The sequence below is a fragment of the Legionella micdadei genome (assembly GCF_000953635.1).
In the GTDB taxonomy this organism is placed as follows: domain Bacteria; phylum Pseudomonadota; class Gammaproteobacteria; order Legionellales; family Legionellaceae; genus Tatlockia; species Tatlockia micdadei.
Genome location: NZ_LN614830.1, coordinates 2,332,484 through 2,349,599 on the forward strand (window position 1 = coordinate 2,332,484; position 17,116 = coordinate 2,349,599).

Here is a 17,116-nt window from a genome sequence, read left to right on the forward strand (position 1 = left end):
TTTGTTCAAGTCAATTCAAAGTCTAGACAAAATTTTAATTTTTTGCACAAATTATGACCTAATAGTTAAATTTATTAATGCCTTCAAAGAGTTACATGAAACAGTAAAAACCTAGCGACTTAGTCTTAATAGGGGAAAGAGCATAAATAAGCTGCTATTTGGACATATTGATTTTAGCAGATACCCATATACAACCAGTGGCAAGATGGTTATTACAAAAACATAGACTATACTTAGCTTAATATGGATAGATAGCTAGCAAAAAAAAAAGAGAGGATCAATCTATTTTGTTTGCAGGAGTAGCTATTATGAATATTTTAAAAGATGAAGAGTTGGTTGACATTGTCGGAGGAGCAACGGTTTATACTCCCGGTAATGCCGTACCTCTCCCAAACGATGCTTTAAATGCTCTAGATGGACTTGTTAATAATCCAAATTTAAATACTACGGCTGGTAATTCCAATCAACAACCGATCCTTTTTAACCCTTACGCTTAATAAGCTTTCATTGCGCCATATAAAAATCATTTTATATGGCGCAATTTAATTATTACTTTTAAAAAAAATTATCCCCCATTTTTAAAATCTTTCAGTTCTTTAATACTAGAATATAATAATAAAACTTAGGACTTCGAGGAGTGCTCGAGTGGTTAGAGAGGAATCGCAAAAATTATTTCGTAAAGAAGCATTGATTCATCTCACAACCCCAGAGCAATTGAATAAAGCAATTACTATTACTGGAAGCAAGTCCTGGCTTTTACTGCTGACCTTAACAGTCACTATGGTACTCGTTATTGTGTGGAGTATTTTGGGCAAAATAAATACCCGGGTGGAAGGTGACGGTATCATTCTTTCTGATATTGAAGGGATCTATAATGCAGTTGCTCCAAAAGGAGCGGGTGAGGTTGAAAGAATTTTGGTTAAGCCTGGGGATACAGTTAAAGCAGGCCAATTGGTGATGACTTTCAACAACCTCTATCTGCAAAATCAAATCGTGGTAGCCCAGCAAGCACTGGCTGAGTTGCAACAAAAAAACAAAGAAATGTCCGCAGAAGCCAAAATAGGAATAGCTAATAGGCATAAAGACTTAATTACGCAAAACACTATCCTCGAAAATATTATTACTCAGCAAAATGAAAACCTTATCCACGCCCAAGAATTACTCACGATTCGCCAAGATGCTTTCAAACGAGGATTAATTACGCGTCAAGAAGTGGTGAGTAGCTGGCAGCAATATTACGATATTCGCAAGAATATCGAAGATGCACGCAAAGAGATCTCGCAAAATTTAATTAATGAAAAAAATTATGTTGAAAGTTGGGCCGATAAATTACGCTCAATTGATTTAAAAATTAAGGACAAAAAAGAAGAGCTAGATAGTTTAATAAGTCAACTGAAGACAGGTAAAAATGTTTACAGCCCAATAACCGGTCGAGTGACTAATATTCAAGTAAAGCTCGGGGATATGGCTAAGGAAGGCACCCCCGTCCTAAGTCTTTCTCCTTTGGATATAAATCTTGAAGTCATTGCTTATGTTCCTATTAATCAAGGGAAAAAAATTAAAAAAGGGATGATCACTATGGTTACACCAGGGACAATAAAAAAAGAAGAATACGGCAGCATTATTGGATATGTTGATTATGTTGCTCCTTATCCTGCTACATCAGAGAGTATGAATGCAGTCTTAAAAAATGAAGACTTAGTCAAGAAATTGATTGAAAATCCCACAATGGAAATTCGTGTTAATTTACAAAAGGATCCTACCACGTTTAGTGGGTTCAAATGGTCATCTTCAGAAGGGCCCCCTCAAAAAATTACTGCTGGGACAATGGTAGAGGTAAGCACTATTGTCCGTAAACAAGCACCCGTTACATTAATAATTCCTGGACTTAAAAAACTGTTCGGGAGCTATTAAATGACACGCATAAAAACACCAACTATTTTACAAATGGAAGCTACAGAGTGTGGAGCCGCGGCGCTTGCAATCGTCCTTGCTTATTATGGTAGATATATTCCATTGGAAAAATTACGAATCGAATGCGGCGTATCGCGAGACGGATGTAATGCCGTCATTATGCTGCAAGCTGCGAGAAAGCATGGATTGAGGGCCCAAGGTGCAAAATTTGAACGACTTGAGGAGCTGCAACAAGTACGTGCCCCAGCAATTTTATTCTGGGAATTTAATCATTTTGTTGTTTGGGAAGGGATGAAAGGGGAAAAGGTTTATATTAATGATCCAGCATCAGGTCCAAGAGTTCTTGATGAAACGCAATTTAATAAATCTTTCACCGGAGTAGCCCTTGTTCTTGAACCTACTCCTGAGTTTACACGTTGTGGTATTCCACCCTCACTCTTTAGCGGATTAAGACGACGAACCCGCGGAATGGCTACAGAAATTAAATTTATTCTGTTAGCAAGTATTATTTTGATTGTGCCTAATTTATTGGTCATTGCTTTTACTAAAGTATTTATTGACTGTATTCTGCTTGAAAATATTACTAGCTGGCAAATCCCATTTCTTACGTTATTTGTCTTAAACATCGCGGCAGTTGGGTTAATCACTTGGTTGCAAACATACTATCTTTTACTGTCAAAGGTGAAATTATTGATGGTGGGTAGTATCCGCTTGCTTTGGCATGTCATTTGTTTGCCTGTCAATTTTTTCCAACAACGTTTTACTGGGGATATTATTGAACGTATTTCGGCTAATGATCGTATTGCCCATCTTTTGTCATCAGAGCTGATGTCTGCCCTCACAGGTTTGGTTACCTTGGTTATTTATGGTTTTATTTTATTACTCATGAGTTGGCAATTGGCATTAATTGCCTTTGTTGTTACAGCATGTAATTATTTAGTTTATCGGCTAATCGCTCGGCAGTATGCGGATATTAATTTTAATTTTCTGCAGAAAAACAGCAAGTTACTTGGTTTCTCAATGATTGGTTTGTATCTCATTGAAGATCTTAAGGCAAATGGGCGGGAGGATGATTTTTTTCAACGCTGGTCAGGGTTACATGCTGAAATAATTTCATTACAACAAAAGCAAAGTATCCTAACACAAGTTTTAACTGTAGTACCCTTTTGGCTACAAACAATTACGGTCGTTGTTATTCTTTGTTATGGCAGTTTTTTAATTATAAACAGCGTAATAACAATTGGTACTCTTGTTGCATTTCAGTTATTACTAACCCAATTTACCGCACCAATCCAAGCAATATTGGCTTTGGGCAATGATGTGCAAAAAATTAAGGGGGATTTATTTCGCCAAGATGACATATTGAATTATGAAGTGGATCAACGCTTATTGAAACAACAAAGTAATACGGTTCTTTCCCCTTCAATCTGCTTAGACAACGTATCCTTTAGTTATTCTCCATTAAAACCAATGCTCGAAGGGTTAAACATTTCAATCAAAGCGGGAGAAACTTTTGCTGTGATGGGAAAATCTGGAGAGGGAAAATCAACCATCGCCAAACTAATCGCCGGCTTATATCAACCACAAACTGGAACAATATTCATTGGTGGAATACCGATGCATGAGATCGATGCAGCGAGTTTAGCAAATCAATTGAGCTATGTGGATCAGGATGTTTTTTTGTATGCAGGAACTGTTCGCGAAAATATTACGCTTTGGAAAAAAAATATACCTGACGAAGCAATTGAAAAAGCCTTGCAAGATGCTTGTCTCTTTGAGGTTATTCAAGCGCGTGGTGGGCTTGATTGTAAAGTGCTTGAAAATGGAATTAATTTCAGTGGCGGTCAGCGGCAGCGTATCGAAATAGCAAGGGCATTAGCACAAAACCCTGCCCTTCTTATTCTTGACGAAGCGACCTCCAATCTTGATGTTGAAACAGAACAAACCATCTTAGAAAACATCAAGAAAAGAAATTGTACAACAATGATTGTCACCCATCGTAAAACTGCCTTACAAGGTTGTGATAGTATTTACATCCTAGAAAAAGGACAATTAAAAAAAATGGAGAACCGTAGTGATTGATGAAGCAGAACTACCACAGGAAGCAATTGGCAAAATTGCTGAAGTTCTTTCTCAATCCGAATATCAACTACCTATTACAAACGATGCGTTTTATGAAGCTTGTGCTTTGGTTGCTGCCCGTGCTGATATTTCATTGATTTTTCCTTCAACAAATGAAAATAAAAACACTTTGTCCCTTCTCCAAGCTTTAGCTGACCAATCGCGATTTCGCTTTCGAGAAGTAGTGTTGGAGGATGATTGGTGGCAGGAAGACAATGGCCCGCTGCTTGGTTTCTTGTGTGAGGACAATTACCCTTGTGCACTTTTGCCACACAAAAAAGGGTATGAAGTTATTATTCCAGGCCAAAACAAAAGCATGATTTTGAACAAAAAAAACGCTGGTTTAATAGCAAAAAATGCTTTTTATTTTTATAAGCCTTTACCGGATGAGCTATTATCCAGCCGGGATGTTTTTCGTTTCGCCTGGAGGCAAATTAAACCCGATTTTTGGCGGGCTGCAATTTTGCAATTGATGCTAAGCTTGATTGCTTTGAGCATACCAATCGCTACAGGGTATCTATTCTCAACCATTATCCCTTTTGCTGATATTAAGGCCTTGCAACAGCTTCTTCTCCTACTTGTGATCAGTGTTTTCATCGCGGCATCATTACGTTATGTGCAAGTTGTTAGTTTGTTCCGAATAGCTTAAAGCAAATGCGACGTTACAAGCTGCCCTTTGGGATAGAATTTTGCGCTTTCCAGTCTCATTTTTTCACAAATTCGAAGCAGGCGATTTAGCCAATCGTATCAATGCAATTGATGCAATACAGCAAGAGATGAATATTGCTATTCTTTTATCATTAACCAATTGTGTACAACTTTTGTTATTACTTCTTTTTTTATTTTATGTTGCCCCAGAATTGACTGCGCTGGTTTTAATACCAGTTTGTTTTGCCGGTATTGTTTCAGCTATTTTAACCTCGAAACAACTGCATTATTTGCGTAACTACTTTAATTTACTTGGTGAAACGTATTCTTTATTGCTGCAGTTTTTCTCAAGTATAAACAAAATAAGAAGTAGTCACTGTGAAAAGAATATGTTTATGTTATGGCTGGAGAAATTCTATAGTAAAACACTAGTATTTCTTAAGGGCTCTAATATTGCTGTTATAAGCGGGGTATTCAATTTGGTATTTAGCTTGGTAATTACTCTGATTGTCTATAGTTTCATGATTTTAAGCGTAAAACCTATGGCTTTAGGAACTTTCATTATGTACAGTACTGCATTAACTCAAATGTTTACTCTTTTTATTAACATCTGGAGCAATATTAATCAGTTTGTGCGTATCATTCCAATTTTCGAGCGTACCCGTCCGTTATTAAATACGTCGATTGAGGAGAGTAAAGAGGAAACGTTAAAGCCTGTCATTACCGGTAAAATTGAGTTTAGGGATGTCGTTTTCAAATATCCTGGGAATGAGACACCCATTTGTGATCATTTTAATCTACAGATCGATGCTGGACAATATATCGGCATTTTGGGTCAATCGGGTACTGGTAAATCCTCACTGATTAGGTTGCTTTTAGGCTTTGAAAAACCGCTGGCGGGTTCAATACTTTTTGATGATTGTGATTTAGCTGTGCTGGATAAGCATCACCTCCGCAGTCAATTGAGTGTTATTTTACAAAATAGTTTATTAATGCCAGGTACTGTGCAAGAGAATATTATTGGTATTCATACTGAACTCACACTTAACGATGCTTGGGAAGCGGCGAAACTTGCTAATATTGCCAATGACATTGAAAACATGCCGATGGGTATGCAAACTCTAATTTCTGAGGGAGGCCGCTCGCTTTCCGTGGGGCAAAGACAACGGGTGCTCCTTGCCCGTGCTCTGGCAAAAAAATCCCGTATTTTGATTTTGGATGAGGCAATGAGCGGTATGGATAACCAAACATTGGAAGTGCTACAAACTTGTGTCGAAAACCTACACGCGACTCGAATTATAATTACACAGCGGCCTGAATTTCTTAAAAATGCGGATAACATATATCTCTTGCAACAAGGACGTATCGCAGAACAGGGAAATTATAAGGAATTAAAGGGATCTGTAACAGGCATCCCCTTTTAGGACAAGTTATGCTAATTCTTTGGTTTACCTTTGGATCAAAATTTTTTTAAACTTCGCTTTACCTGTTACTGCTCTAAGCTCATAGTGAGAGTTCTATTTGGCGTAGGTTTCAATAAGTTATGGTGAAACTTGTTGGCAAGGCCCTACCCTAACTTCAGCTGATGAGGCAGGTGCCTTGTTCATACCATTTCTTTAGGTCAGGCTAATCTCAGTTAGAATATCTTTCGCTTGTGTCACATCGTAGATATCAGCACGTAGTGTTGCCGGCCTAAAAAACTGAAAATTTGTCCCAAAATACAATAACTCTTGAAAAGCTTGTAGTATTTTAGCAATTAAGCCTTCTTCTTCTGAGGGTAAATCCTGAATTGCCTCCTCTGCAAAAAGTTCAGAAAATTCTGATTTAAAATCTGAAAATGAAGTACTAGGTAAGTTAGTATAACTACTAACTATCGTTGTAGCTCTGCTAGCCCAACTTTCCAAATCTTGCATTGATTTCGCCTCGGCGTTTTCTTTTAAAGTTAAAATTGCTTGGACTAGTTTGGGGAATTGCTCTGATTCAGCTTTTGCATATCGCTTTACTCTTTCTAATGCTAATTCCGCAATTTTTATTGGTGTCATTCTTTCCCTGCCTTCAACTTCAAGAGAAGCATATTCTTTAAGCAACTCAAAATCTTTTTTAATTTCTTCCAAATCTGCGTCTATCATGTTCTGGTATTTTAATTTAGCTTCTTCTGATAAAGGCATTTTTGCGATAGCATTTTTTGCCCTCATCAATTGAGGACCAATCTTCTCCTCCATTTCCTCTATGGTTTCTTCGCAAGGTTGATAAATCAATTTTTCATGCTCATGCATGTAAAACGAACATTGACCAATTTCTCCGCTTTCTAGCTCAAGGAAGACACCATATTTTCCAGGAAAACACATATTAAAAAATAATCCATCTGCCCAATCACTGAGTGGTTTCTCTGCTGCATAGTCAACACGAGTTGAAAAATACTTACCTAAATTTGTCTCTTCGAAGTAGACCCTAACCCTTTTTTTAAATTCATCAATATCTTGTTTTTTATCTATTTTATCATGAGTTCCTTGATGGACCATATTCATCAATGCACTTATAAATGGATCATTGAAATTTGATGGAGTACGGCCTAAAGTTCCTAAAGCTTTTTGTAAGGCAGGAGGATGATAAGCATGTTTTAGCCATGCAATAGCGAGTTGATAACCTAATTCTGACTTTGTCTTCATTTTACTTTCTCACCGTTTTGCAATGTCTGAATCAACTAACTTTAAAAGTTATTGATATATATTTGACCAATGAAATTGGGCATTGTAAAACGAATAATTAGAAAATTCATTTTCCATTTTGGAATAAAGTACAAACATTTTGGGATAACTCGTTTAGAGAATAGCTAATCGAAACCGGAAGTTAGATGGGTTTGACTCCTGTTTGAAACATTTAATTTACCTTCATGAAATAGGATCTCTTTTTGCAATTTGATTCTATAAACTAAATCGAATAACGCGAACTGTTACTTGGACAGCGCTTTATTTTTTTATGGTATCATTTGGATTTAAAGTTAGGGCAATCGAGGAAATGAAATTAAAACTTTTCTTTTGTAGTTTATTAGTAAGTATCCAAGCTGTCGCTGCTCCTCGTTTTGTTCCTGCAGAGCCGATTTTCCCTACCCAGTCTCTGATTAATGGGCCAGCTTTATGTGCAACAGCTTTAGAAACATTGGCTTATATCAATAGGGGAAATCATTACGATCCCCGAGTTATTCATGAAGGCAAGGTCTTTAGAATACCCCTTACGCGAGTTAAAGCCACTTTGTCATTCATCTGCCGCCATCAAAAGCAATTGAATGACCCTGTCTTTATTAAAAAGCACTTTGATTTTGTTCGCTGGTATCCAGACACTGAATCAGTTAAATCACTCAGATCAAATAAACCTTTAATCGCCAATTTACCTAAAGATAAAATTTTAATGACTAAGTACTATGTCCATCGTGCTAAAGTATCAAGCCATCCCACTCCGACCCATCCCTACGCACTTTACGCCCTGCCTAGCGATGAATCCTCCCTGACACTTGAGCAAGCGGATGCGAAACCTGGGCTTTTACGTTTTCAATACGGAAAGCAAGCCATATTAAAAGGGGTACTGGCCAATAAAAACGTCCCTGTTTTAGCTTATTTAAATCGAGACGATCTTGAAGCAGCATTAATGCAAGGCACCCTTGTGGCAGATTTTGGTTATCCAGACCATCGGCTTAAGATCTTTAATGTTCATCGAAGCAACAATATTCCTTACGATAAGGCAAAAAACCCATATAACCAAGAACGCTACTGGTATTTTAAGCAAGTAAATGGAATCAAAGGCTATGGTAAGGATGCTGACCATAAAATCACAGTCAATAGTGAAGTTACTTTTGCCGCAGACATTGAACAGTTTGGTTTGGGAAAACTACTCATGGTGCAATATCAAGATAAAACAGGAAAAGTAGTGACAAGGGCGGGTATTTTTGCGGATACTGGAGGTGCTTTTCAGAATAATCTTTACCAAGTCGACTTTTTAGCAGGGAGCTATGCAGGTAGCGAGGCTTTTTATCAAGCAACTCAGCATCTACCTAATTATGTAGCAGCTTACTTCATGATTTTAAAAGACTAATATGAAATTTTTTATACCCTTTTTGTTATTTATAAATTCCTATGCCCATGCATTTTCTTGCTACGATGCGCAAGTGATTCATCAAGCTCCTATTAAATTCAACGAGGAGCGTATTGCTTTAACCCAACAATATCAATTAACCCACTATGGGATAGACTCCAAGTCGATTGAAATTGAACCGAAGATGATTGTATTGCATTGGACATGCATACCCACTTTCGCAGCGACTTTTCGTGTTTTTAATCCGCCTACTTTCCCCAAAGATTCACCGCGAACAAAAGAGTTACCGGGCACATTGAATGTATCCGCTCACTTTGTCGTCGATCGTGATGGCACCATCTATCAACTCATGCCCGAAACTTGGATGGCTAGGCATGTTATAGGACTGAACCATTTTGCGATTGGCATCGAAAATGTAGGTGGAGTAAACAGTATAGATGATTTAACTGAAGCTCAGGCTAAAGCAAATGCATTTTTAGTTTGTTATTTAAAAAAGAAGTACCCCAAAATAGAATATGTTATTGGCCATTATGAGTACTTGAGATTTAAAAATACCCCCCTTTGGCTTGAAAGGGATCCGAATTATCAGAAGGATAAAAATGATCCAGGCCCCGCTTTTGTCGACAAAGTGATGAAATTAGTTCATTGGAGCTAAATGCTCGATAAAATCGAGTTAAATTAACTATCCTTCAAAATAATGACTAAACCCAAGATGAGCTATGCATGCTCTCCGTTGTCATTATTTTTATATGCTTTTAAATTCAAAGAGTTGTTTCATTCCCTGTTCAATCAAAGTAACATCTTATATAAAGTAAAGCTAAAATTTAGACGATAAATGTTTATTGCTTAGTAAAAGGACTTATGATTATGGCGCAGGAAAACAATATCTGGCTCATTTGCAACCAAGAATCGAGTCCCCCTCTTTCTGTTCCCTACAACCTTGTTCATACTATTCATGATTTACCCCAATCTGGTTGTGACGCCATCGTCTTTCAAATGCATTCTGCAAATGATCTAAAACTACTCTACAAAATAAGGCAAATCCCAACATTTAGGTTTACCCCTGTTTTTTATTCTGGCGAACTAAGTACTGAAGAATTGGTTCTATTTGATGGATTAGCGGATGATACTCTACTCGAAAAACTCGGGCTATTTTGGAGCGGCTTGAACTCATTCCGGAAGATCTCAAAAGCTCAGAAGATTTTGAAATGATTATCTTAATCTGCCTTTTTCCAGACAAATGTATTGCCTAAATGGTTTCTTAGATTAATTCATAAAGGCAGAGAAGTATCTATTGAATTTCCAAATGGAGATACAGAAAAGGGTTATATTACTAGTGAACCAGGTTACGCGGAAATGACACCCATGAATGAAATCAACCCACTAGCAACCAGACAAAATAAACTTGTAGTGACAATCAAGACAATAAATAAAATACCCGAACAATATCAAATCCACGGGATACCGGTAAAAATTAGATTTAAATCCTGGTATAACTATTAAAACAGCTATCGATCCCATCATTCATTGTCTTGCATTGCCATTCAGGCTATATTCTTACCATCTTCAAAAGAGAGCGTGTAAGTAAGAAACCGATAACCATACCTGCAAAATTAATCCAATAAAACGGCCAGGAAAAAATTCCGAGTCCTACCAGGTTGGGGCCTGGACAAATTCCAGTTATTCCCCAGCCCACACCAAAAAATGCTGCGCCAAGAATAAGTTGCCAGTCAATTTTTTCTTTAGTAGGCAATTCGTAACATTTATTGAGTATCGGTGTTGCCAACCATTTACGTAATTGGAATAAAAGAAAAGTAACCAATAAAGCGGTACCAAAAGTGACATATAAATTTATCTTGAATGTTTCAGCGCCAATTTTGAGACCGGAAATCACAATATCTGGGCTATACATCCCTGTTAGAATTAAACCGAAACCAAATATCAGGCCACCTATTAATGAAACTATTGATTTCATGGCATATTTCCTTAATGTATTAACCAAGCCGTAATGATTGCAACAGGGAAGAAAATACTGACGGCAATTATCGAGCGCTTACGTAAGAGTGATATTCCACATAACCCATGCCCACTGGTGCAGCCATTGCCAAGATGGGTACCGCCCCCAACCAATATACCCCCAAGAATGAGCAACCAAGGATTCACTTTAAAAATACTTGTTGGATCAGGGACAACCTGAGTGGAATTAAAAATTACGCCGCTTAAGAATAATCCCAGGATAAATAAAACATTATCGATATTAGGTCGATAAGTTGAAAAATCCCATGAACGAAAGAGTATACCGCTGCAACCAAGAATTTTACCGCGAACCAACAACATCATTCCGGTAGCAAGTCCAAGCAGTATCCCTCCTAAAACCACACGGATTTCTATTATCATTATGGCTGTCTCCTTATGTAGTTCATGGCTGCTCATCCTGGTTTAATGAGTTTGTTTTAACCCCATCGGGTCGTTTTGGGTAAGGTTCATTGTATTGATTGCGAAATTGAATAAGTCGCATAATGGCTGTTAGTGTGACTAAACATGTAAACAAGAACGCTAATGCACTGAATGCCTCAGGCCAAAGCATCATCAGGATGAAAAAGAAAAACGCTTCAGCTCGCTCTATAAGGCCAGGGCTGTAATGGAAACTCTTTTGTGAAGCATTTTCACTAAAAATGCCCACCACAAGAAAGCTGGTAATGCACAGTAACATGCTGCCCAACATCAACAGGCACCAACCCCCGCGCTCGGATGGCGCCAAACTCCACAGCGAAAAAACAACAACCCACTCCACCAATCGATCCATGGTGATATCCAATGCAGAACCCCAATCAGATGGGTTGTGGTTAAGACGAGCAAGCGTCCCATCCAACGTGTCGCAATAGCCTGACAACAACAGTAAAAATATAGCAAGTATGACTTGATGAAAAAGCAAAGAAGGCAGAACAAGAACACCAAGCATACCCGACAACAAAGTCATTTGATTTGCACTGATTCGTTCTCTCACGAAACTGGCAATAGGATTGACCAGGCATTTTTGGTAGCGCGGTCTTAAATATTCTTCGATCATAAAGTACTCATCCTAATTTTTGTAGCCAGCGCACCAGCCAGCGGGCTTTATTCGAAAATAATGTCGGTGTGTAAAATTGTCCTGCAACGCGCTTGCTAATTTCACTTAATGTAGGGTAGGGAGCAATCACATCGGTGAAACTTCGTAACGTTTTCTGCTCATTTATTGCTATAACCCAAGGCAAAATCAGTTCGCCAGCATGGGGACCAACGATAGTTACCCCTAAGATTCTCGCTTTTTTATCGGTGACGATTTTGATTTTTCCAATTAAAGTACGCTCAGTTTGGGCACGATCATTGTCCACAAATGGCCATTCAATCATACGGAGGTCAGGCCGTTGTTCTGCATCAGAAGCCAATAACCCCACGTGAGCTAATTCAGGCTCCGTATAAGTCACCCAGGGAACAGCACGATAATCGATTTTAGCAGGCAGTTTGAACGCAATATTACGCAGCACGACCCCAGCCTGGTAGCTTGCCATGTGAGTAAACTGATAAGGCCCTACCACATCGCCTAGTGCATAAATTTTTTTGTTGCTGGTTTGCAAGCGTTGGTTCACCTCAATACCTTTGGATGTATATTTGACATTAGCTTTTTCCAAATCAAGATCCTGCACATTGGCAAGACGACCTGTCGCGATGAGCAAATGGCTACCGGTAGCAGTTGCTAGTTTGTTTTGGTGTTTGAAGGAAACTGTAATGCCGGCATTTTGGTTTGATTCGATCTGCTGTACGTTGACTTGCTCATAAATCGCAATAGGCATCTTTTTCAGTTGATTGCGTATCACAGCTACGCAATCGGCATCGTCTTTGGGAAGGATGTTTAGCCCCTCTAAAATAGTGACTTTTGAACCTAACATAGCAAATGCCTGAGCAAGTTCACATCCGATGGGTCCACCCCCAATCACAATTAAGTGTTCAGGTTGCCCTTGTAAATCAAAAAGGGTTTCGTTAATCAGATAAGGTACGGAATCTATACCAGGAATTGGGGGTATGAAAGGAGAAGAACCTGTCGCAATTGTAAATCGTCTAGCACGGATGATTTGGTTGCCCGTTTGCATGGCATCAGGTGCTATAAATTTTCCAGGGGTTTGTATGACTTGTACTCCAAGTGATTCAAAGCGCTCTACTGAATCATGCTTGGCAATATTATCAATAACATAACGAACATGCTGCATGACTTGGGGAAAATCAAGCACAAGTCCTTGGATGTGAATACCAAATTTTGAAGAATGCTTCATATGATAAAAAGATTTAGCTGCTGCCAATAACGATTTGGAGGGTACACATCCATAATTTAAACAATCGCCTCCCATTTTGCCTGTTTCCACCAAGACAACCTTCAGTCCTAATTGGGCACTGCCGGCTGCCAAGGTTAAACCACCGGCTCCACCGCCAATAATAGCAAGATCACAGTGTATTATTTCGCTCACGATCACCATCCTTGCATCTCGAGTTAAAGAATTGATACAGCGCTGGCATCAATGATAAAGCAGCTAAAGCCAATAGAGGCCCTAATACCTGTGGTTCAAAAATAATTGCAAGATTAGGCGTTTGATTAGTGGCAAACACTTGACTTAAGCCATTACCTACTAAGACGTAGATAAATGATCCCGGAATGATGCCAATCAAGGTTGCTAAAATGAAGGTTTTGGCACTCACATTCAATAATGCGGGAACAATATTCACAACCCAAAAAGGGAACAAAGGGATAAGTCTTAAGGTTAATAAATAGGAGAAGGCATTGCGCTGAAAACCTAGGCGCATACGCCCGATCGAGCCTGAGGCTTTCTTAGTAAGCCACTCACCTAAAGAAGTGCGTACAGCAAAAAAAAGCAGTGTTGCCCCAAGCGTGGCGCTGATGACGACCAATAAAACACCAGTGAATACTCCAAATAAGAAGCCGCCGGCTATAGTAAAGAATACTGCCCCTGGAATCGAAATCGCAACGGCAAGCGTGTAGCACCCCATAAAAAGCATCACACTCAAAAGAAAATGGGTTTGAGTCCAGGACAAAAGCAGAGCACGATGTTCCCGTAGGGCTGAAAAACTTAAATACCGATTTAACCTCAATCCGAAGAAAAGACCCAGGAGACATAGTAAGATAAATAAAGGAATCCATCGACGAATTGTTAATTGACTCATCTGGTTAACTCCCTTAACCCAATTATCACAGCACAAAAGACAAACACGAGTCATTTGATGTTCTTATCTCATTGACCATGAGTGTCGGTTTGAAATTCACTAAAGTATACCTATTTTAAAATTAAAAGGGATGAAGCCTTTTTAAAACAATTGATAATATTCCTCATGCGCATATTAATGAATCGGGGACATAAACGATTATCCCGAAATTAAGAAATCAGTTGTGAGTCCAGTGGCTGATAGGATAGCTAGTTATTGAACTTGCTTAGTAAATAGGATTTGCCAAAGCTGCATATAATGGGCACGAAAAGCACCTGCGCATGAAAGCAAATAATAGTTCCACATACGGTAAAACCGCTCATCGTAATGCGTTTTTAAGGACTCCCAATGTTTGTTAAAATTAGCATGCCAAGCCATTAAGGTTTTATCATAGTCAGAAGGATAATTGCCCAATTCTTCCATACTAAATAACCCTTCAATTGCCTTCCCTATTTGTGTAATCGATGGAAGCATGCCATTAGGGAAAATGTATTTATTGAGCCACTCATCACCAGAAAAACGACTAGTAAGATTTCCTATAGTGCGTAGTAAAAATAAGCCATCGTCTTGTAGACATTGATGAACCAGTTGCATGTAAGCACGATAATTTTTTTGGCCAACATGCTCAAACATCCCAAGTGAAGCGATGCGATCGAACTTTCCCTGCACATCGCGAAAATCCTGAAACCGAATTTCCACTGGTAAATGAGCACAATTTTGCTTTGCATATTGGTATTGCTCTCTAGATAGAGTTATTCCTACAACAGAAACCCCAAAATTTTCAGCAGCATACCTTGACAGTGCCCCAAAGCCACAGCCTATATCAAGAAGATGCATCCCTGGTTTTAACATTAATTTTTGACAGACTAATTCCAATTTATCACGCTGAGCAACATCTAAATTATCTGTATCCCTCCAATAACCGGCGGTGTAATTCATTCGCTTATCGAGCATGGATTGAAATAATTCATTCCCAAGGTCGTAGTGTTTCTCTCCTACTTCCAAAGCACGTTTCTTTGTTTGATAGTTAACAATAATGGGAAGTATCAGCTTGACGAGCCTCCATTTATTGATTTTCATTTTATTTTGGATATTTCCTTTGAGGAGATGTACGAAAAACTGATCGAGTCGCTCACACTCCCACCATTTATCCATATAGGATTCGCCAAGCCCTAATGAGCCCTCCCTTAATACGCGTGCATAAAAGGCTTCATTATAAACTTTGATATCCCAAGGATTGCTTCCATTGAGATGAATTCCACTATCACTTAAAAGCTCTTCGATATAGGATTTAAGTGCCTTACTATTCATTAAAATTTCCTTATTGTTTTTGTGATTTCCCCATCCATAAATTTAATTCCATCATTTTAAAATAGCCAAAAGTATGATGTTAGAAACAATTATAGCAGTAAGAATTTAGTATCCTTATCCCCACTCAACGGATCGATAACGAATTGCTGTATTTTGGAGGAAAAGAATAGTAGTCTGAATAATCATACTTGCAATGAAATAAGAATCGATTTGCATCAATTATCCTAAAAGGACAATTTCAACTGAGGTATAAAAGGAGATTTTTAAATGGCGAAGAGGGATAACAATCAAAAATTCACCACAACTGATTCGGGAATACCTGTGCCAAGCGATGCGCACTCGCTCACTATTGGACCGAACGGTCCGATTCTGTTACACGATCACTACTTAATCGAGCAGATGGCAAACTTTAACCGAGAAAGGATTCCAGAACGCCAACCACACGCAAAAGGGGGTGGCGCATTTGGATATTTCGAAGTAACTGAAAACGTAAGCAAGTACACTAAAGCGGCAGTGTTCCAACCAGGAACAAAGACCGATGTCATGATTCGCTTTTCAACTGTAGCAGGTGAGCGCGGTAGTCCTGACACCTGGCGCGACCCTCGTGGATTTGCCGTGAAGTTTTATACCAGCGAAGGTAATTTCGATATGGTTGGCAATAATACACCCGTTTTCTTTGTGCGAGATCCAATGAAATTTCAGCATTTTATTCGCTCTCAAAAGCGCCGCGCCAATAACAACCTACGTGATCACGACATGCAGTGGGACTTCTGGACCCTATCGCCGGAATCTGCCCACCAAGTGGCCTGGCTCATGGGCGATCGTGGAATCCCCAAATCCTGGCGGCACATGAACGGCTATTCCAGCCATACTTACATGTGGGTGAATGCGCGAGGTGATAAGTTCTGGGTAAAATATCACTTCAAGACTGATCAAGGGATTGAATTCTTAACACAACAAGAAGCTGATCACCTTGCAGGCACAGACAGTGATTATCACACCCGTGATCTCTATGAGGCTATAGAACGCGGCAACTATCCTAGCTGGACACTGTACATGCAAATTATGCCCTTCAGCGAGGCAGAGACGTACCGCTTCAATCCTTTTGATCTCACAAAAGTATGGCCGCACGGGGATTATCCTCTTATCAAAGTGGGAAAAATGACCTTAAATCGTAATCCAACTGATTACCACACCGAAATTGAGCAGGCCGCATTTGAGCCTAACAATATGGTGCCTGGAACAGGGATTAGTCCAGATAAGATGCTTCTCGCAAGAGTGTTCTCCTATGCCGATGCCCATCGTGCACGACTAGGTGTGAACTACAAGCAAATTCCTGTTAACAAACCTCGTTGTCCTGTTTTCAGTTATAGTAAAGACGGGGCAATGCGGGTTGAAAACGTTTCCGATCCTGTTTACGCTCCCAACTCCAAAGGAGGTCCGACCGCGGATAGCTCGAGAAATCCTGAAGTAGCGACATGGGAAGCACATGGTGATTTCGTACGCGAAGCCTATACACTTCGCAAAGATGACGGCGATTTCGGACAGGCAGGAACCCTCGTACGTAAAGTGATGGACGATGAAGCGCGTAGCAGGCTGGTCAGTAACGTGGTAGGTCACCTTCAAAATGGCGTCTCGGATGCCGTATTAAAACGTGCATTCCAATATTGGAAAAACATTGATCAGCAGATTGGTGAACGTATCGAAAAAGGTGTAAAAGGAAGCTAACGCATCAATATCCCCAATCAAGGTCTGGTAGTATAATACCAGGCCGAATTGG

16 protein-coding genes and 1 pseudogene are annotated in these 17,116 nt (G+C 39.2%); 10 read left to right on the top strand and 7 right to left on the bottom strand.

What is annotated here, in order from left to right; all coding sequences use genetic code 11:
* Window positions 1-308 precede the first annotated feature (308 nt).
* The 6 genes and pseudogenes from LMI_RS10420 to LMI_RS15735 all read left to right on the top strand — a co-directional run bounded on the left by LMI_RS10420 (window position 309) and on the right by LMI_RS15735 (window position 6,107).
* A complete protein-coding gene (locus tag LMI_RS10420; protein ID WP_045099744.1) occupies window positions 309-497 on the top strand; it encodes a hypothetical protein in 189 nt (62 codons plus the stop codon).
* Window positions 498-645: 148 nt separating this feature from the next.
* On the top strand, window positions 646-1,914 hold the full coding sequence (locus LMI_RS10425) for an NHLP bacteriocin system secretion protein (RefSeq protein ID WP_045099745.1): 1,269 nt from the start codon (window positions 646-648) through the stop codon (window positions 1,912-1,914).
* Entirely contained in the window at window positions 1,915-3,996 is a 2,082-nt protein-coding gene (locus LMI_RS10430; RefSeq protein WP_045099746.1) for a cysteine peptidase family C39 domain-containing protein, read from the top strand. It begins immediately after the preceding gene.
* Window positions 3,989-4,684 (top strand): hypothetical protein, encoded by a 696-nt coding sequence (locus tag LMI_RS10435; RefSeq protein ID WP_045099747.1) that lies wholly within the window; start codon window positions 3,989-3,991, stop codon window positions 4,682-4,684. Before LMI_RS10430 ends, LMI_RS10435 begins: the two co-directional genes overlap by 8 nt.
* A gap of 10 nt (window positions 4,685-4,694) precedes the next feature.
* A pseudogene (locus LMI_RS15730) lies at window positions 4,695-5,267 on the top strand (ABC transporter transmembrane domain-containing protein); the annotation flags it as partial.
* Between the two features lie 3 nt (window positions 5,268-5,270).
* Window positions 5,271-6,107: an ATP-binding cassette domain-containing protein gene (locus LMI_RS15735; protein ID WP_256324296.1), complete on the top strand. Its 837-nt coding sequence runs from the start codon at window positions 5,271-5,273 to the stop codon at window positions 6,105-6,107.
* Window positions 6,108-6,299: 192 nt separating this feature from the next.
* On the opposite strand, the gene LMI_RS10445 is transcribed toward LMI_RS15735, so the two are convergent.
* Window positions 6,300-7,352 carry a hypothetical protein gene (locus LMI_RS10445; protein WP_045099749.1) on the bottom strand — a complete coding sequence of 351 codons (1,053 nt, stop codon included), beginning with the start codon at window positions 7,350-7,352 and terminating at the stop codon, window positions 6,300-6,302.
* A 349-nt stretch (window positions 7,353-7,701) separates the two neighbouring features.
* Between LMI_RS10445 and LMI_RS10450 the strand changes: the two genes are divergently transcribed.
* The 3 genes from LMI_RS10450 (at window position 7,702) to LMI_RS10460 (ending at window position 9,984) form a co-directional block, all read left to right on the top strand.
* Entirely contained in the window at window positions 7,702-8,772 is a 1,071-nt protein-coding gene (locus LMI_RS10450; RefSeq protein WP_045100710.1) for a hypothetical protein, read from the top strand.
* 1 nt (window position 8,773) lies between these two features.
* Window positions 8,774-9,427: an N-acetylmuramoyl-L-alanine amidase gene (locus LMI_RS10455; RefSeq protein WP_045099750.1), complete on the top strand. Its 654-nt coding sequence runs from the start codon at window positions 8,774-8,776 to the stop codon at window positions 9,425-9,427.
* Between the two features lie 212 nt (window positions 9,428-9,639).
* Complete coding sequence (locus LMI_RS10460) at window positions 9,640-9,984, top strand: hypothetical protein (RefSeq protein WP_045099751.1); 345 nt, start codon at window positions 9,640-9,642, stop codon at window positions 9,982-9,984.
* 337 nt (window positions 9,985-10,321) lie between these two features.
* Here the strand turns inward: LMI_RS10460 and LMI_RS10470 are convergent, their stop codons facing one another.
* The 6 genes from LMI_RS10470 to cfa all read right to left on the bottom strand — a co-directional run bounded on the left by LMI_RS10470 (window position 10,322) and on the right by cfa (window position 15,336).
* Complete coding sequence (locus LMI_RS10470; RefSeq protein WP_045099753.1) at window positions 10,322-10,747, bottom strand: DUF6691 family protein; 426 nt, start codon at window positions 10,745-10,747, stop codon at window positions 10,322-10,324.
* 11 nt (window positions 10,748-10,758) lie between these two features.
* Window positions 10,759-11,169 (bottom strand): YeeE/YedE family protein, encoded by a 411-nt coding sequence (locus tag LMI_RS10475; protein WP_045099754.1) that lies wholly within the window; start codon window positions 11,167-11,169, stop codon window positions 10,759-10,761.
* Between the two features lie 22 nt (window positions 11,170-11,191).
* Complete coding sequence (locus tag LMI_RS10480; protein WP_064102973.1) at window positions 11,192-11,842, bottom strand: CDP-alcohol phosphatidyltransferase family protein; 651 nt, start codon at window positions 11,840-11,842, stop codon at window positions 11,192-11,194.
* Window positions 11,843-11,849: 7 nt separating this feature from the next.
* Window positions 11,850-13,274: a dihydrolipoyl dehydrogenase family protein gene (locus tag LMI_RS10485; RefSeq protein ID WP_074454229.1), complete on the bottom strand. Its 1,425-nt coding sequence runs from the start codon at window positions 13,272-13,274 to the stop codon at window positions 11,850-11,852.
* Window positions 13,252-13,986, bottom strand: a complete 735-nt coding sequence (locus LMI_RS15660; RefSeq protein WP_231852144.1) for a TVP38/TMEM64 family protein — start codon at window positions 13,984-13,986, stop codon at window positions 13,252-13,254. Before LMI_RS15660 ends, LMI_RS10485 begins: the two co-directional genes overlap by 23 nt.
* A 252-nt stretch (window positions 13,987-14,238) precedes the next feature.
* A complete protein-coding gene (cfa, locus tag LMI_RS10495) occupies window positions 14,239-15,336 on the bottom strand; it encodes a cyclopropane fatty acyl phospholipid synthase (protein ID WP_045099755.1) in 1,098 nt (365 codons plus the stop codon).
* Between the two features lie 267 nt (window positions 15,337-15,603).
* On the opposite strand from cfa, the gene LMI_RS10500 reads away from it, so the two are divergent.
* Complete coding sequence (locus LMI_RS10500; protein ID WP_045099756.1) at window positions 15,604-17,064, top strand: catalase; 1,461 nt, start codon at window positions 15,604-15,606, stop codon at window positions 17,062-17,064.
* The last annotated feature ends 52 nt before the right edge of the window (window positions 17,065-17,116 follow it).

Bases quoted from the DNA above. Each gene is read 5' to 3' on its own strand.
- LMI_RS10445 (WP_045099749.1), bottom strand. From the start codon at position 7,352: ATGAAGACAAAGTCAGAATTAGGTTATCAACTCGCTATTGCATGGCTA.
- LMI_RS10480 (WP_064102973.1), bottom strand. From the start codon at position 11,842: ATGATCGAAGAATATTTAAGACCGCGCTACCAAAAATGCCTGGTCAAT.
- LMI_RS10455 (WP_045099750.1), top strand. From the start codon at position 8,774: ATGAAATTTTTTATACCCTTTTTGTTATTTATAAATTCCTATGCCCAT.
- LMI_RS10470 (WP_045099753.1), bottom strand. From the start codon at position 10,747: ATGAAATCAATAGTTTCATTAATAGGTGGCCTGATATTTGGTTTCGGT.
- LMI_RS15735 (WP_256324296.1), top strand. From the start codon at position 5,271: ATGTTTACTCTTTTTATTAACATCTGGAGCAATATTAATCAGTTTGTG.
- LMI_RS10450 (WP_045100710.1), top strand. From the start codon at position 7,702: ATGAAATTAAAACTTTTCTTTTGTAGTTTATTAGTAAGTATCCAAGCT.
- cfa (WP_045099755.1), bottom strand. From the start codon at position 15,336: ATGAATAGTAAGGCACTTAAATCCTATATCGAAGAGCTTTTAAGTGAT.
- LMI_RS15660 (WP_231852144.1), bottom strand. From the start codon at position 13,986: ATGAGTCAATTAACAATTCGTCGATGGATTCCTTTATTTATCTTACTA.
- LMI_RS10430 (WP_045099746.1), top strand. From the start codon at position 1,915: ATGACACGCATAAAAACACCAACTATTTTACAAATGGAAGCTACAGAG.
- LMI_RS10460 (WP_045099751.1), top strand. From the start codon at position 9,640: ATGGCGCAGGAAAACAATATCTGGCTCATTTGCAACCAAGAATCGAGT.
- LMI_RS10500 (WP_045099756.1), top strand. From the start codon at position 15,604: ATGGCGAAGAGGGATAACAATCAAAAATTCACCACAACTGATTCGGGA.
- LMI_RS10475 (WP_045099754.1), bottom strand. From the start codon at position 11,169: ATGATAATAGAAATCCGTGTGGTTTTAGGAGGGATACTGCTTGGACTT.
- LMI_RS10420 (WP_045099744.1), top strand. From the start codon at position 309: ATGAATATTTTAAAAGATGAAGAGTTGGTTGACATTGTCGGAGGAGCA.